19 protein-coding genes are annotated in these 15610 nt (G+C 60.6%); 6 read left to right on the top strand and 13 right to left on the bottom strand.

The window, feature by feature from the left end:
- Positions 1-55: 55 nt before the first annotated feature.
- From GPL81_RS09135 to GPL81_RS09145, 3 genes are all read left to right on the top strand, one after another.
- On the top strand, positions 56-970 hold the full coding sequence (locus tag GPL81_RS09135) for an urea transporter (protein ID WP_160106472.1): 915 nt from the start codon (positions 56-58) through the stop codon (positions 968-970).
- Between the two features lie 21 nt (positions 971-991).
- Positions 992-1816, top strand: coding sequence for an ion transporter (locus GPL81_RS09140; protein ID WP_160106473.1), 825 nt, complete (start codon positions 992-994; stop codon positions 1814-1816).
- Positions 1817-2044: 228 nt separating this feature from the next.
- Entirely contained in the window at positions 2045-3040 is a 996-nt protein-coding gene (locus tag GPL81_RS09145) for a sulfate ABC transporter substrate-binding protein (RefSeq protein WP_160106474.1), read from the top strand.
- Positions 3041-3207: 167 nt separating this feature from the next.
- Here GPL81_RS09145 and GPL81_RS09150 read toward each other — a convergent pair whose 3' ends face one another.
- Both GPL81_RS09150 and GPL81_RS09155 read right to left on the bottom strand, forming a co-directional pair.
- Positions 3208-3651 carry a hypothetical protein gene (locus tag GPL81_RS09150; RefSeq protein WP_160106475.1) on the bottom strand — a complete coding sequence of 148 codons (444 nt, stop codon included), beginning with the start codon at positions 3649-3651 and terminating at the stop codon, positions 3208-3210.
- A gap of 106 nt (positions 3652-3757) precedes the next feature.
- Positions 3758-4387 (bottom strand): hypothetical protein, encoded by a 630-nt coding sequence (locus tag GPL81_RS09155; protein ID WP_160106476.1) that lies wholly within the window; start codon positions 4385-4387, stop codon positions 3758-3760.
- Between the two features lie 235 nt (positions 4388-4622).
- Between GPL81_RS09155 and GPL81_RS09160 the strand changes: the two genes are divergently transcribed.
- Positions 4623-5828, top strand: coding sequence for an MFS transporter (locus GPL81_RS09160; protein WP_160106477.1), 1206 nt, complete (start codon positions 4623-4625; stop codon positions 5826-5828).
- Between the two features lie 98 nt (positions 5829-5926).
- Here GPL81_RS09160 and GPL81_RS09165 read toward each other — a convergent pair whose 3' ends face one another.
- The gene (locus GPL81_RS09165) at positions 5927-6331 is read right to left on the bottom strand and encodes a type II toxin-antitoxin system HicB family antitoxin (protein WP_160106478.1); all 405 of its coding nucleotides are present in this window, start codon (positions 6329-6331) and stop codon (positions 5927-5929) included.
- Entirely contained in the window at positions 6331-6543 is a 213-nt protein-coding gene (locus GPL81_RS09170; RefSeq protein ID WP_160106479.1) for a type II toxin-antitoxin system HicA family toxin, read from the bottom strand. The genes GPL81_RS09165 and GPL81_RS09170 overlap by 1 nt, the downstream gene beginning before the upstream one ends.
- 632 nt (positions 6544-7175) lie before the next feature.
- Here GPL81_RS09170 and GPL81_RS09175 point away from each other — a divergent pair.
- Both GPL81_RS09175 and GPL81_RS09180 read left to right on the top strand, forming a co-directional pair.
- On the top strand, positions 7176-7514 hold the full coding sequence (locus GPL81_RS09175) for a DUF6124 family protein (protein ID WP_160106480.1): 339 nt from the start codon (positions 7176-7178) through the stop codon (positions 7512-7514).
- Positions 7515-7712: 198 nt separating this feature from the next.
- The gene (locus GPL81_RS09180; protein ID WP_160106481.1) at positions 7713-8660 is read left to right on the top strand and encodes a LysR family transcriptional regulator; all 948 of its coding nucleotides are present in this window, start codon (positions 7713-7715) and stop codon (positions 8658-8660) included.
- Between the two features lie 12 nt (positions 8661-8672).
- Here GPL81_RS09180 and phnP read toward each other — a convergent pair whose 3' ends face one another.
- Genes phnP through phnG form a run of 9 tightly spaced genes read right to left on the bottom strand, consistent with a single transcriptional unit; the run spans position 8673 to position 15610 of the window.
- Complete coding sequence (gene phnP / locus GPL81_RS09185; RefSeq protein WP_160106482.1) at positions 8673-9422, bottom strand: phosphonate metabolism protein PhnP; 750 nt, start codon at positions 9420-9422, stop codon at positions 8673-8675.
- Complete coding sequence (gene phnN, locus GPL81_RS09190; protein WP_160106483.1) at positions 9413-9979, bottom strand: phosphonate metabolism protein/1,5-bisphosphokinase (PRPP-forming) PhnN; 567 nt, start codon at positions 9977-9979, stop codon at positions 9413-9415. Before phnN ends, phnP begins: the two co-directional genes overlap by 10 nt.
- The gene (locus GPL81_RS09195) at positions 9979-11124 is read right to left on the bottom strand and encodes an alpha-D-ribose 1-methylphosphonate 5-triphosphate diphosphatase (RefSeq protein WP_160106484.1); all 1146 of its coding nucleotides are present in this window, start codon (positions 11122-11124) and stop codon (positions 9979-9981) included. The genes phnN and GPL81_RS09195 overlap by 1 nt, the downstream gene beginning before the upstream one ends.
- Positions 11114-11833: a phosphonate C-P lyase system protein PhnL gene (gene phnL / locus GPL81_RS09200; protein ID WP_160106626.1), complete on the bottom strand. Its 720-nt coding sequence runs from the start codon at positions 11831-11833 to the stop codon at positions 11114-11116. The genes GPL81_RS09195 and phnL overlap by 11 nt, the downstream gene beginning before the upstream one ends.
- Positions 11833-12639, bottom strand: coding sequence for a phosphonate C-P lyase system protein PhnK (gene phnK, locus GPL81_RS09205; RefSeq protein ID WP_160106485.1), 807 nt, complete (start codon positions 12637-12639; stop codon positions 11833-11835). The genes phnL and phnK overlap by 1 nt, the downstream gene beginning before the upstream one ends.
- Complete coding sequence (locus tag GPL81_RS09210) at positions 12636-13505, bottom strand: alpha-D-ribose 1-methylphosphonate 5-phosphate C-P-lyase PhnJ (RefSeq protein ID WP_160106486.1); 870 nt, start codon at positions 13503-13505, stop codon at positions 12636-12638. The genes phnK and GPL81_RS09210 overlap by 4 nt, the downstream gene beginning before the upstream one ends.
- Positions 13498-14574 (bottom strand): carbon-phosphorus lyase complex subunit, encoded by a 1077-nt coding sequence (locus tag GPL81_RS09215; protein ID WP_160106487.1) that lies wholly within the window; start codon positions 14572-14574, stop codon positions 13498-13500. The genes GPL81_RS09210 and GPL81_RS09215 overlap by 8 nt, the downstream gene beginning before the upstream one ends.
- Complete coding sequence (gene phnH, locus GPL81_RS09220) at positions 14574-15164, bottom strand: phosphonate C-P lyase system protein PhnH (RefSeq protein WP_160106488.1); 591 nt, start codon at positions 15162-15164, stop codon at positions 14574-14576. Before phnH ends, GPL81_RS09215 begins: the two co-directional genes overlap by 1 nt.
- Positions 15164-15610 carry a phosphonate C-P lyase system protein PhnG gene (gene phnG / locus GPL81_RS09225; RefSeq protein WP_160106489.1) on the bottom strand — a complete coding sequence of 149 codons (447 nt, stop codon included), beginning with the start codon at positions 15608-15610 and terminating at the stop codon, positions 15164-15166. Before phnG ends, phnH begins: the two co-directional genes overlap by 1 nt.

Here is a 15610-nt window from a genome sequence, read left to right on the forward strand (position 1 = left end):
AGCGAGCCTGCTCGCGAAGGCGGCGACACGGTCTAACTGACTTTTTAGAACTGCCATGCCTGCCAATCACTTCAACACCCACTGCCCCGACTGGGCCGAGGCTTTGCTCAACGGTTTCAGTCAAATATTCCTTCAGCGCCATCCGCTCTGCGGCTTGCTGTGCCTTTCAGCCATCCTGTTCACGGCGCCGGCGCTGCTCGGCGGTGCGTTGCTCGGCGGTGTCGCCGGATTACTCACCGCCCAACGGCGCAACTATGCAAAGGCCGATCGCCAGGCTGGCTTGTTCAGCTACAACGGCGTGTTGCTTGGCCTGTTGCTGAGTCTGTACTTCCCGTGGTCGGCGGTGATGCCGCCGCTGATTCTGGCTGCCGGCGGCTTGAGTGCGATGATCACTCAACAGTGGCTCAAGCGCACCCGCGTCAACCAATACGTGCCCGCCTACACCGCGCCATTCGTGGGCCTGAGCTGGTTGCTGCTGTGTTTCGCCACGCCATCGCTACCGACACCCCTGATCGAAATGAACACACCGAACCTGTTGGCCGCATCGCTCATGGGGATTGGCCAGGTGATGTTCCTCGACCATCCACTGGCCGGGGCGATGATTGCCGCCGGTTTGCTGATTGCCGATCGCCGTGCGTTCTGCTGGGCACTGATGGCCTCGATCCTCGGCCTCGGCTCCAGTCTGCTGCACCACGAGACCGGCACCGCCCTGCTCGGGCTGGGTGGCTACAATGCCGTGCTGGCCGCCCTCGCCTTCAGCGCGCAACGCCAGCAACCGTGGCTGCCACTGCTTGGCATCGTATTGGCGCTGTTGCTGACGCCCATCTTTGCAGCCGCTGGTCTGGCCACGCTTACCGCACCGTTTATTCTCGCCTGCTGGCTGATCCGCACCGGCATTCAGATGTTCGGCAAAACCACGGTTGACACCGCGCCTTGCGCTCACGGGGACAATCAACCTAGGCTGCGCTGATCTTCGAGTCAGGCGTTATCCATGGACAGCAGCAAACACTGGCGTGAACAGCTTTACGTCATGATTTTCCAGAGCGACACCAAGGCTGGCCGGCGTTTCGATGGCATTTTGCTGTTGATCATCCTCGCCAGCCTGGTGGTCGTGATGCTCGACAGCATCAACACCATTCACCAGAACTACGCCGATGTGCTGGCGTACATTGAATGGGGCTTCACGGTCATCTTCCTCGGCGAGTACATCCTGCGGCTGTACTGCTCGCCCAAACCGCTGCGTTACGCCTTCAGTTTTTATGGACTGGTGGATTTGCTGGCGATCGTACCCGGCATCCTCGCCCTCTATTACGCCGATGCGCAGTACCTGCTGATTATCCGGATCATCCGGATGCTGCGGATTTTCCGCGTGCTCAAACTCAGCCCTTACCTCAAACAAGCCAATTACCTGATGTCGGCGCTGCGCGGCAGCAAGCAAAAGATCGTGGTGTTCCTGGTCAGCGTCTGCACCCTGGTGACGGTATTCGGCACGCTGATGTATGTGATCGAAGGCCCGGAGCACGGTTTCACCAGTATTCCCAAAGGCATCTATTGGGCGATCGTGACCCTGACCACCGTCGGTTTCGGCGACATCGTGCCGAAGACGCCGCTGGGCCAAGTGATTTCGTCGCTGGTAATGATCACCGGTTACTCGATCATTGCCGTGCCGACCGGGATCTTCACCGCCGAACTGGCCAACGCCATGCGCGGCGAACAGCTGCAACACGACTGCCCGGTATGCCGGAAAAACAGCCATGAACATGGCGCCGCGTTCTGCTCCCGTTGCGGCAATGCATTGTTCAAGAAAATGGAATAAGCAAAGAGCTTTTTAATCTTTAAAGGCCTATGCGAGCCCGGCTATAGTCGCTGGCAAAATGGTATCCCTCTCTACACGTTACCCCCCTGTAGGAGCGAGCCTGCTCGCGATGGTCTTTAACGATAACGTGGGCTGTCTGAATGCCCGCGTTGTCTTGACGTTTTTCGCGAGCAGGCTCGCTCCTACAGGGGGCGGCAGCTCCTACACACATAGAACAAGGAATTCGCAGTGAAAAAACTCTTTGGCGCCTCACTTCTGGCCGCTGGCCTGGCTCTGACCAGCATGGCTCAGGCCGCACCGACCCTGCTTAACGTTTCCTACGACGTGATGCGCGATTTCTACAAGGACTACAACACTGCGTTTCAGAAACACTGGCAAGCCGAGCACAACGAAAACATCACCCTGCAAATGTCTTTCGGCGGTTCCAGCAAACAGGCACGCTCGGTCATCGACGGCTTGCCCGCTGACGTCATCACCATGAACATGGCCACCGACATCAATGCCTTGGCGGACAACGGCAAACTGGTCCCGGACAACTGGGTCACACGCCTGCCGAACAACAGCGCGCCGTTCACCTCCGCCACCGTGTTCATCGTGCGCAAGGGCAACCCCAAAGCCCTGAAAGATTGGCCGGATCTGCTCAAGGATGGCGTACAAGTCATCGTGCCGAACCCGAAAACCTCGGGTAACGGTCGCTATACCTACCTGTCGGCGTGGGGCTACGTGCTGAAGAACGGCGGCGACGAAAACAAGGCCAAGGAGTTTGTCGGCAAGCTGTTCAAGCAAGCACCCGTGCTCGACACCGGCGGCCGCGCCGCTACGACCACCTTCATGACCAACCAGATCGGCGATGTGCTGGTGACCTTCGAAAACGAAGCGGAAATGATCGCCCGCGAATTCGGTCGCGACCAGTTCGAAGTCATCTACCCAAGCGTCTCCGCCGAAGCCGAGCCGCCGGTGTCGGTGGTCGACAAATCGGTCGACAAGAAAGGTACCCGCGCCGCCGCCGAGGAATACCTGAAGTACCTGTGGTCGCCGGAAGGCCAGGAAATCGCTGCGGCCAACTACCTGCGTCCACGTGATCCGGCGGTATTGGCGAAGTACACCGACCGCTTCCCGAAAGTAGACTTCCTGTCGGTCGAGAAAACTTTCGGCGACTGGCGCACCGTGCAGAAAACCCATTTCAATGATGGCGGGATTTTCGATCAGATCTATGCGCAGTAAGCGCTGAAAATGAAAAGGCGACCTGAAGAGGTCGCCTTTTTTGTTGGTAAAACACCGAACTACTGTAGGAGCGAGCCTGCTCGCGATGGACGTCAACGATAACCCTGGGAGACTGACGCCCCGCGGTGTCCTGTCGTCTATCGCGAGCAGGCTCGCTCCTACAGGGTTCAGCTCAGGTTGCCGCAAAAAATGGCCTGGTGACCATCCGCCGGGCTTTCACGCACCACCAACGCATAGCCCCCCGCTCGAAGCGTCTCGACCGCTACCGGTGCACTTTTCCAGAAATACTGCATCGACGCTTGCGAATAGAACCGCGCATTCGGACCGTCGTTCATGTCATAGGCCGGTTTTGCACCCAGGCTCCCACAGCTTCCCTGATAGATGTAGGCCTGCAAACGGCCTGGCAATGCGCTGCCCTGGGGTTCGCCACTGACAGCAAACCAGAACACGGTTGCATGACCATCGGGTATCATGATTGGCCGGGCGATATTCCCGGCATTGATGGAAGTAGCGTTCAGGGGAACGTTAGTGACTTGACTGTCGGGCACTGTCGAGCACCCGGAGATCGTCCCAACCGCTACCACCAACGCCAGCGAAGATACGATTTTCATCGTGAGACTCCCGCTTTGTAAGGACGCGTTGAAGTGATCCCCCTGTAGATTTTAGCTGGCACGCGAAAGCTGGCATTTCTTCGGATGGTCGGTCGCCTGGTGAGCATTACATTGGCGGTGTCACCCCATCCTTACCTGCCGAAATCGACTGTGCCGTGAGCGCTCCATCCGCACTTTGAGTCACGAACGTGACAATTTTCACGCCCACCTTCAGCAAGCTGCGATCCCCTGGCACCAGGTTGACGATAGGGACATCTTCCGGCACCAGAATTTTCTGCTGGCCACCCTTGTAGTTGACGGTCAACACCCGGCCATTGCTGACGACCAGATCACCGACGCTGCCGTTGGTCATACTGCTGCCCTTGGCCAGATCAAAGGGGCGATGGCCGTCGCCACTGCCCGCCAGTTCCGGCGGAAAGACATGGACCTCCAACGCCTTCAGGCTGCCATCCTCTTGAGGAATGGCTGCCGAACCGATGTAGCTGCCGGGCTTGATGTCTTCGATGTTCGCCACGGTAACCGCGCGGATTTTGGTGTCATTGGTCAGGTTGATGACCACATTTTCGCCACTGTTGGCGTGGACTTTCAGAACGTCCGGGCTCACGCCGGTAATCTCGCCACGTACGCCAATGCGCATGCCGGGTGCATCTTGTGCCTGGGCCGGGCCTGCGGTGAACAAGCCGATCAGGGTGACCATTGAAACGCCGCGTATAACGTGACGAAACATCGGATTCATGGGAGTGACTTCCTGTGATGAAACGTGAAAAGAGAACATAAGCACGCTATCGAACAAGATGTAAGTGAATGTATCATCAGCCCCTGAAATTTTGACGCAACGCTCATCGGCGAACGGCACGCGCGTTCGTCACTCATTCCGCAATGGAATGATTGCTATCACTCCAATCTCTCTTCTGCCGTATTGGCCAGGCCATTAGCCTGCGCGCATTCCCTTTTGTTCAGCGAGACACGTTATGAACCCAGCGACCCAGGTGCCCCACGGCGCCGCAACAATGACCCGAGGCATGGTGCTGCTATTCGCCTTCTGTTGCGGGGCGATCGTGGCCAACATCTACTACGCGCAGCCGATCATCGGCCTGATCGCGCCGGACGTCGGCCTGAGCAACACCCTGGCCAGCTTCATCGTTTCGCTGACCCAGATTGGTTACGCGTTGGGCCTGTTCTTCCTGGTGCCCCTGGGTGACCTTCTGGAAAACCGCCGATTGATGATCATCACTACCGTGGTGGCAATTGCCAGTCTGCTGGGCGCAGCCTTTACCGATCAGCCGAATGTATTTTTGCTGATCTCGTTGCTGGTGGGATTCAGTTCGGTGTCGGTGCAGATCCTGATTCCGCTGGCTGCACACCTGGCGCCGGAAGAGTCTCGCGGCCGCGTGGTCGGCGGGATCATGGGCGGTCTTCTGTTGGGAATCCTGTTGGCACGACCAGTGTCCAGTGTGGTGGCCGATCACTTTGGCTGGCGCGCGATGTTTGTGATTGCGGCGCTGTTAATGGCAGCGATCAGCATCGTGCTGGCGGCGACCATTCCCAAGCGCCAGCCTGATCACAGTGCGTCCTATGGACAGTTGCTCGGCTCGCTGTGGACGCTGCTGCGCCAGCAACCCGTGCTGCGACAACGCGCGTTTTACCAGGGTTGCATGTTCGCCACGTTCAGCCTGTTCTGGACCGCGGTGCCGCTGGAGCTGGCGCGCAATCACGGCTTGTCGCAATCACAGATCGCAATTTTCGCGCTGGTCGGCGCCATTGGCGCCATCGCCGCGCCCATCGCCGGTCGCCTCGCAGACGCCGGCCATACGCGCATCGCTTCCTTGCTGGCACTGCTGTTCGCCAGCCTGAGCTTCCTGCCAGCGTTCATTCATCCGGCCTACAGCGTTATCGGTCTGGCGGTGACCGGCGTGGTACTCGACTTTTGTGTGCAGATGAACATGGTCCTCGGCCAACGCGCGGTCTACGCCCTCGATGCCAAAAGCCGCAGCCGCCTGAATGCGTTGTACATGACCAGCATCTTTATTGGCGGTGCGTTTGGCTCTTCGGTGGCCAGTGCGGTGTATGAACAGGGCGGCTGGCTGTGGATCGTGGTGGTGGGTAGCGCGTTTCCACTGGTGGCGTTGGTGCGGTTTTTGATTGTTTCAGAGAAGCGTTCGCTGGCGACTGCGTAATTCCTAAAAAGCATCGCGGGCAAGCCTTGCTCCCACAGGTTATGCGTTAACCCTGTGGGAGCAAGGCTTGCCCGCGATGACGGTGTTGCTGACACCCCTCAATACCGAGCCAGCTTCTCCATCGCCGCATCCGCCAGAAACGACGAACGGCTTTTGACGTTGTGTTCCCGCACATACCGGTCGATGCGCTGAATCACATAGCCCGGCAGCGTCACATTGACCTTCTCGGTCTTGCCCATATAGGGCGAAATGTCGATTTCGAGCAGACCCCAACCCATTTCGACGAAATCGAGATTTCCAAGATGGTCAGCCATGGATGTCGGCATCGGAATCGGCTCTCCACTCGCCGCAATCTCTTGCAGCATGATGTGGGCAATCTCGACCGCCGCATTGTAGGCATCTTCAAAGGTATCCCCGGCGGTTACCGCGCCTGGAATATCGGGGATCTGAATACCGATGGCGGTGTTCTCATCGCCCCACTCGATACAGATTGGATATTGCATTATGGATCTCCTGCGTAACTGGCCAGCGGGCAAAAAAGCCCGGCTCGCCTCCTGATGCTCTTGACCGTCCCCACCGGCAAATCCTTTTTCGGGTGAGGAACGGGAATCGTGTATGGGTTGTAGCGGTGAATGAAGAGGTGATGACTGCCAGTGACCCTGTCCAATGTCCAACCTGCCTCTATCAACTCCTTGATCAGTAACCTGCTCTGCACCACCAGCCTCCTTGCTCCGACCCGAATAAAAGTAACTCCAGAGTTATATTTACTCAAGCATAGAAATTGGCGACGCGACGACAGGTTGGTTTACCGCGTGTGAAATGAGGAGGCTTCTGAGGTTCATAACTCACCTGACAACATCAATCCATTTTGGGAGTGGGTCTGTTCGCGGTGGAAATTTTGTGGATACCTTTCGACAGCTGAGAAAAACGTCGGACATTTCCCAATTTTTTGTGCAAAGCGCTCCTTCAGAAGACGCGTCTGTCAGACGTATTACATGCGAGCGGCAGCTGTTTAATCGCGTTTAGTTTCACTTCCTGTAAGCCACGCAAGCTTGCGTCGTTGCCTACGGTTACGCCAGACTCCGCCGGCTTGTGCAGCCTGACCACGGGTTCTATCGTTGCCCGGCCACTGCTCATCAGTGGTCGGGTTTAGCGGCCTGCGGTTCATCGTTGCACGTGCATCCATTCCAAAGGTGTTCTTCCAAACCTGCGGCTTGATGGTGGCTGTACGTAGGGCGCCTTCGGGCGCGCCGGCTTTGCAACATTCCCCGGTCCGCTAACCTGCGTGCAGCTGCCTCCCTCTTCGTTTTAGCGGCGACGGGGATGGCACCCAAAGGGAATGTTGACATGACTAAAGTAACGCCCGATCCCCCCAATGCGGACGACGCATCCCCACACCAAAACCCCAATACAGAAAAGCCCGACGACGCTCTCCTCTCCTACGCCGACATCCGAGCCCTCCCGCGCACACCTTGCAAGACATACAGCGTCAACCCGCAAGTCGACGTTCACTCCCTGCTTGGTGGTGTCAGCGAAACGTTGGCCTCAGCCTGTGTGATCACCATGGACCTGGCAGACCAGGAAACAGGACCCAGCCGCAACACCCTGCTGGGCGTTCACCTGATCATGAGCGTGGCGGAAATCTCGGTGAACCATGCACTGGACCTACTCGACCCCGCTGAGTAATTCGGCCACAGAGGCCAGCTCCCACAGGTTATCGTGTCGACTGCAATATTCATGAACGACACAAAATCCTGTGGGAGCGTGCGATGCGGCGACCCGACTTGCCTGCGATGGCGTCAGGTCAGCCAGCATCTAAATTGAATGCTCCAGCCTCTTTGCGAGCAATCCCGCTCCCACACTGAATCTGCACAAGGACTTGAGATGGATCGTTTGGCCGCAATGGAAACCTTTGTCTACGTGGTGGAAACCGGCTCGTTTTCCGCGGCAGCACGGCGCCTGAATATCGGCCAGCCCGCCGTGTCTAAAACCATTGCTCAGTTAGAGGCGCGGCTTGCCGTCCGGCTGTTGCTGCGCTCGACCCGAGGCCTGACGCCCACCGAAGCCGGCCTGGCTTTTTTCGAGCGCGCCAAGCGCGCCATCGAAGAAGCCGATGAGGCCGACAATGCCGCTCGCGGTACTGCCAGTGGTCTGAGCGGCAACCTGCGCATCTGCGCCGCCGTGACCTTCGGCCGGATGCACATCGTTCCTCACCTCGGCCCGTTTCTTGAGCAGAACCCTGAATTGACCATTGACCTGATACTCGACGATCGCAACGTCAACCTGGTGGAGGAAGGCGTCGATGTCGCTCTGCGCATGGGCTCCCTGAGCGACTCCGGCCTCACCGCCCGCAAAATCGCCGAATGCCGGCGCGTGGTACTGGGCACACCAGCCTATTTTGAAAAACAGGGCGAGCCCGCCTGCCCGGCAGACCTGAGCCAACACCAGGCAGTTGTCTATAGCCTGGGCGGAGGTGCCAATTGGCAGTTCAACAAGGGTGGCGAAGCACAACCGGCAACCATCAGCGGCCGCATCCGCGTCAATGCCGCTGAGGCGCTGCGTGAATCAGTGCTGGCTCACCTCGGACTGACCATCGCGTCGCAGTGGATGTTTGCGCCAGAGCTGGCCAGTGGCATGGTCAGAGAGGTCATGAGCGATTGGGCGTTGCCGAATCAAGACCTTTGGGCGGTGTTTCCGACGGGAAGAATGGCCAGCGCGAAGGCGCGGGCGTTTGCCGATTATGTCCAGGCCTTGATGGCGGCCAACACCAGCCAGAAAGCGATGATGCTTCTCGCCGAGCAGGCTAAGGCGTTGAAGATGGGTTATGAGTAAGGCGGTCTGCGTTCAGATCACCTGTCCATCAACCCCCACACTCACATTCCTCGGCAATTCACCACGATGTTCGATCAACCACGCATCCAGCGTATGCCCCACATGGGTCAATACCGCCGACTCAGGTTGCAATTCTTCAATGCACTGCAAGGCCAGGTTCAGGTCATTGTGATTACGCGGTGCCAGTGGCTGCGGCGGCATTGAGCAGTCGAGGACCAGCAAATCCAGTGGCTGACGTTTCAGCCAGGCCGTAGTGGCTGGTGGCAGGCCCACGGTGTCGGTCAGGTAGGCGATGCGCCGCCCCTCGCCTTCGAGCAGATAGCCGAGGGTCGGTCTGGAATGCAGCAGGGGCAATGCTGTGACACTCAACGCGCCGAAAGAACGGGTTTCAAACGCCTCGAACGGCTGGCTGAAGTCGAGAATCCCCGGATGCTTGTAGAGGTCCGCCAGGCCTTCCGGGTCCGCTGGTCCGTGTACCGGAATCACCAGCCCCTGACCCCAACGCAGATGCAGCAAACCCTGGGCATGGTCAGCGTGGTAGTGGGTCTGGAAGATGCCGGTGAAACTGCGCGGCGGGAAGCGTTCGGTTAGGTTTGGCAGGCCGCTGTCGATCAGCCAGCGCTGATCGCCGCATTCGATCAATGCGCAGCAGGGTTGTCGTCGCCAACGTGCATCGATGCCCGCACGTGCACAGGCCTGACATTCACAGCCGTACACCGGCACTTGCCGGGCATCGCCAGTGCCCAACAGCGTCAGGCGCATGGGTTGGACTCGTCGATGCAGGCCAGCAGGCCTTCGACTGTACGTTCCAGCGGCCCGGAATTGTCGAGCAGGTGCACGGTCGGGTCTTCGGCGATCAGGCGTTCGCCAAAACGGGCATTGCGCGCCAGCCGCTGGTCGATCTCGGCCACGGACTCACGCCCCCTCGCCAGCAGGCGCTGGCGCAACACGGCCTCGTCCACGGTCAACAACACCACCAGCACGTTCGGATAGCGTTCGCGGGTTTGCGGTAGATGCCCGCGCGAGCCATTGACCAGCACGTCGTCCCCTGCCGCCAGCCAATCGTCGATCTCCCGCGGGATGCCGTAGGCCAGGCCATTGGCCTGCCAGCTCAGGGCAAATGCGCCCTGGGCCTGCATCTCGGTGAACTGTTGCATGCTGACACCCAGCGCCGCTTCCCCCACGGCTTCCGCCGAACGAGTGATGACCCGCCGCACGATGCGGCAGCCGCGTTCGGCCAACCGCGTGCGTGCGGCATCGAGCAGGCTGTCCTTGCCCGAACCGGAAGGACCGATGAGATAGATCAACCTGCCTGACATCAAAACACCCTCTTCGCTTGTCGCCATACTTGCTGGATCACCGGCAATCCATCCTGACTGCGTGCCTGCACCAGATCGGCACGCAGACCCGGAGCGATTTCGCCGCGATCACTCAGTCCTGCGGCATGGGCCGGGGCCAGGCTGACCATGCGCATCGCTTCGGGCAGGCCGATCCGCTCGCTCTGCGCCGCCAGTGCAAAGGCGGCCTGCAACAGGCTCGCCGGATAGTAGTCACTGGACAAGATGTCCAGCAGCCCTTCTGCCGCCAGGTCAGCGGCCGCCACGTTACCCGAGTGCGAACCGCCGCGCACGATGTTCGGCGCGCCCATCAACACTTTCATGTTCCGCTCCTTGCAACCGCGCGCCGCTTCGGCAGTGGTCGGGAACTCGGCGATGGTCATGCCGTAGCGCGCCGATTCCTCGACGTGGGCCAGGGTCGCGTCGTCATGACTGGCCACCGACAGGCCGAGCGCCAGGCAATGCTCGACAATCGCGGCCCGATAGCGGTCGCTGTACTCACGAGAGTTGGCCATTTGCAAAGTGATGAATTCGTCCATCTGCGTGGTCGTCAGGTGATATTTGCCCATGTAGTACTCACGGTACTTGGACTCCAGCACAAATTGGCGCTGACCCGGCGAATGGTCCATCACCGACACCAGTTGCACCAGCGGATGCTCCACCAGATCGCGGAACACAGTCAGGGTATCCGGGTGACACAACTCACAGCGCAGGTGCAGGCGGTGCTCGGCGCGGGTCAGGCCGGCGTCGGAGGCACTGGAGATCGCTTCGAGCATCGCCGGCAGTTTCTGCATGCGGTTGCCCTTGGGATTCACGTCGCCGATGGACACCGCGTCGAACACCGTGGTGATGCCCGCCGCGACGATCTGCGCATCGTGGCTGAGCACCGCCGAGCGCGACGGCCAGTCCACGCCGGGGCGCGGGGTCATGTGTTTTTCCAGGTTGTCGGTGTGCAGCTCGACAAGGCCCGGCAGCAGGTAATCGCCGTTGAGATCCTGGGCCTGGGGCAACCGGCTCGGGCCTTCGGCCACATCAGCGATCACGCCATCGCGCAGCAGTACGGTGCCGTAGAACACGCGGTCAGCGGTGACCAGTTGGGCATTGCTGAGGATCTGTTCAACGGGCATTGGCGTATTCCTCTTGGTTCACTGCGGCAGGCGTCATGTCGAGATGGCGGTCGGCAACCGCCTCGCGGGCGATGCGATCGTGGAAGATGCCGATCAGCGCGGCACCGGCTTGCTTGGCTTCGTTCATCAGTTCCAGCACCACCTGACGGTTGTTGTCGTCGAGTGAGGCCGTCGGCTCGTCAAGCAACATCACTGGCCACGCCACCATGAAACCGCGGGCGATGTTGACCCGTTGCTGCTCGCCACCGGAGAAGGTGCCCGGTGCCAGTTGCCACAGGCGTTGCGGAATGTTCAGGCGAGTGAGCAGCAGTTCGGCCCGGGATTGCGCCAGGTGTCTGGACCAGCCACGGGCCAGGGCCGGCTCCATCACCACGTCCAGGCACGCCACCCGAGGAATCACCCGCAGGAACTGGCTGACATAACCCAGGGTGCGTTGGCGTACCTGAAGAATGTCCCGGGGCTCGGCGCCCACCAGCTCTAGCCACTGGCCGTCGTGCTGTACGCGAATGCTGCCGCCTGCCGGCAGGTAGTTGCCATACAGGGTGCGCAACAAGGTGCTTTTACCGGCGCCGGACTGGCCGTGCAGCACCAGGCATTCGCCGCCCGCCACGCTGAAATCCACCCCGCGCAGCACGTTGAGAACCACGCCGTTCTGCTGATGCAGGGTGAAGGTTTTCGAGAGGTCACGGACCTCGATCAAGGTATTCATCATGGCTGCAACACCGAAGACACCAACAGTTGAGAGTAAGGGTGCTGCGGATCGTCGAGGATCTGGTCGGTCAGCCCGGTTTCCACCACCCGCGAGCGACGCATCACCATCAGCCGGTCCGCCAGCAACCGCGCCACCGCCAGATCGTGGGTGACGATCACCACCGCCAGATCCAGCTCACGCACCAGCCCCCGCAAGAGGTCGAGCAAGCGCGCCTGCACCGACACATCGAGGCCACCAGTCGGTTCGTCCATGAACACCAGGCGCGGGCTCGACACCAGGTTGCGGGCGATTTGCAGGCGCTGCTGCATGCCGCCGGAGAAGGTCCGGGGCAAGTCGTCGATGCGCTGGGGATCGATTTCCACCTGGCTCAACCAGTCCAGACCCGCTCCACGCAGTTGCTGGTAATTGCGTACGCCTTGGGCCATCAAGCGCTCGCCGATGTTGGCACCGGCTGAAACACCCATGCGCAAACCATCCCGCGGGTTCTGTTCGACGAAGCCCCATTCGGTGCGCAGCAAGGTGCGGCGTTCGGCTTCGCTGGCGCTGTACAAGTCGAGCCATTGGCCCTGCTTGTCGCGGTAACCGATGCGACCGTTTTGTGGCGGCAGGCGCCCGCTGAGCAGCGAAAGCAAGGTCGATTTGCCTGAACCGGACTCGCCGACAATCCCCAGCACTTCGCCGGGATAGAGGTCGAAACTCACGTCCTGACAGCCCTTCTCCGGGCCGTACAACAGCGACAGGTTTCGCACTTGCAGCAAGGGTTCGGTGGACACGGACAGTTCGTTTTTCAGCGCCTGGTTCATTGGCCCTGCTCCTGCTGGCTGACGCGCTGGGCGCAGTAATAGGTGTCGGAACAGACAAAGCTCTGGGTGCCGGCGTCGTCGAGGATCAACTCGTCGAGGAACGACTCGTGGCTGCCGCAAATGGCGCAGCACTCGTCCCATTGCTGGGCTTCGAAGGGGTGGTCCTCGAAGTCGAGGCTGACGACTTTGGTGTACGGCGGTACCGCGTACAGGCGCTTCTCGCGGCCGGCGCCGAACAACATCAGCGCCGGGCTCATGTCGAGTTTCGGGTTGTCGAATTTGGGGATCGGCGAGGGGTCCATCACATAGCGTTCATCGACCATCACCGGGTAGGCGTAGGCGGTGGCGATGTGACCGAAGGTGGCGATGTCCTCGTAAAGCTTGACGTGCATGACCCCGTAATCGTTGAGGGCATGCATGGTCCGGGTCTCGGTTTCCGACGGTTCGATAAAGCGCAGCGGCTCGGGAATCGGCACCTGATAGACCATGATCTGATCGGCGTGCAGCGGCGTTTCCGGGATGCGGTGGCGAGTCTGGATCACCGTCGCGTCCGGGGTGATTTCGGTCGTCGCGACGCCGGCAGTGCGGGCGAAGAAGCGGCGGATCGACACGGCGTTGGTGGTGTCGTCGGCGCCCTGGTCGATGACCTTGAGCACGTCATCATCCCCAAGAATTGCCGCGGTCAGTTGCATGCCGCCGGTGCCCCAGCCGTAAGGCAACGGCATCTCGCGACCGCCGAACGGCACCTGATAGCCGGGGATCGCCACGGCCTTGAGCAAGGCGCGGCGGATCATGCGTTTGGTCTGTTCATCGAGGTAGGCGAAGTTGTACGCCGCATCGCGTACCGGCGCCTTCAGGTCATTCATGGCTTTGTCCTTCGGCAGGCTTGCGCAGTTTGCGGATCAGTTCCAGTTCGGCCTGGAAGTCCACGTAGTGAGGCAGTTTGAGGTGCGAGACGAAACCGGCGGCCTCGACGTTGTCGCAGTGCATCAGCACGAATTCTTCCTGCTGCGCCGGGGACTCGATCTCTTCGTTGAACTCCTTGGCGCGCAGTGCGCGGTCGACCAGCGCCATGCCCATGGCCTTGCGCTCGGCATGACCGAAGGCCAGGCCATAGCCGCGGGTGAACTGCGCCAGCTCCGTGGACGAGCCGACGAACTGGTTGACCATCTCGCACTCGGTCACTTCAATGCTGCCCAGGCAGATCGGGAAACCCAGCTCTTCAGGATCGATCCACACCTCGACATCACCGATGCGGATTTCCCCGGCGAACGGGTGGTTGCGGCCATAACCGCGCTGGGTCGAATAACCCAGTGCCAGCAGGAAACCTTCATCGCCACGGGCCAGCGCTTGCAAGCGTTCGGCACGGCTGGCGGGCAGTTCCAGCGGATCGCGGGTAATGTCGGCGATGCTTTCGTTATTGTCGGATTCGTTCTTGATCAAGCCTTCCTGCGCGAGCAAACCGAGGACTCTCGGGCAGGCATCAAGAATGGCATTCGGGGTGGTTTGCGGCCCCGGATATTCGCCTTCGGCCAGCAGGGCAAAGTCGAGCAGGCGATGGGTGTAATCGAAGGTCGGCCCCAGCAGTTGTCCGCCGGGCACGTCCTTGAAGGTGGCGGACAGGCGTCGACTGAGCAGCATATTCGACGTGTCGATCGGCAGGCTCGGGCTGAAGCGCGGCAACGTGGTGCGATAGGCGCGCAGCAGGAAAATCGCCTCCACCAGATCCCCCGCTGCCTGCTTGATCGCCAGCGCAGCGAGTTCTTCGTCGTACAGCGAGCCTTCGCTCATCACCCGCGCCACCGCCAACGGCAGTTGCTGGCGGATCTGTTCAACGCTCAATTCAGCGACCGAGGTATCGCCCCGGCGCTTTTTCGCCAGCAGGCGGTGTGCATTGTCGATGGCCTGTTCGCCACCCTTCACGGCTACGTACATCAGACTGGCTCCTGTGCGATGCGGGTGCTGCGCGGCAGGCCGATCAGGTCATGATCGGCGGCGAAAAACAGATCCAGCCCACGAGGGAATTCGTTGCGGCGTTCACGTTCGCCCCAGAAACCATCGGCCACCGGCAACGCGACGGTGTGCTCGGTTTCGATCCCCGGCCCGCGCCAGCTCAACCTTGCCCCGCCAGCGAGGCCGGGCAACTGAACCAGCAAGGTGCAGGACTGATCGGGGTAGCGATCGTTACCGTGGTCGAAGCCGCTGAGGTCTTGCAGATCGTCGGCGGCGAGTAAGGCAAAGCGTGCGTCTTCACGTTTAGCGGTCAGCGGGCAGCCACAGTGGAACGCCAGGTTGGCGCGGATCAGCGGCGTGTCGAACGACGGCGCCAGCCACAGCGGCGTGTCCACATCCAGCAGCGCCAGGCACAGGGCGTAGGTCGCAGGCATAAGACCTTCCAGGCTCGGCGTGGCGTGCAGGGTCTGGATCAGACCGGGGCCGGCCAGTGCCTTGAGTGCCGCGCGAAAACCGCGCTGGGCATCCAGCACCGGGTCGGCAAACGCCGGTTGCAACAACTGTGCGCTCATCAGTTTTCTCCTCGCACGAGGGTGAAGAATTCGACTTTGGTGGCGGCGGTGTCCGCCTCTTTTTGCGCGCGACGTTCGGCCTGGGCGTTGGCCAGCGGCGTGATCACCTGATCGAGCCAGTGGCGCTGCTGCGCGCCTTGCAAATGTGCGTCGGCGAGCGCCGCCAGTTCGGCGTGGACCTTGTCGCGACCCGCCAGGTAGCTGTAGCCGGTGCGGCCATCGGCCAGGCGCACCACGCAACGGGTCACGCTCATTTCGCCGACATTGAATGGCGCGCCGTTGCCGCCCATGCGGCCACGCACCAGGGTCATGCCGATTTCCGGGGCGCGGATCAGTTGGTATTCAACATCCCGCAGCGCCGCTTCGTGGGGCTGCAATTCGCTGCGACGGGCGCGGGCCAGCACGCCGATCCAGTGCTGGCGCGCAGTGTGAGAAGCAGGGTTCAT

The organism is Pseudomonas izuensis (genome assembly GCF_009861505.1).
Taxonomy (GTDB): domain Bacteria; phylum Pseudomonadota; class Gammaproteobacteria; order Pseudomonadales; family Pseudomonadaceae; genus Aquipseudomonas; species Aquipseudomonas izuensis.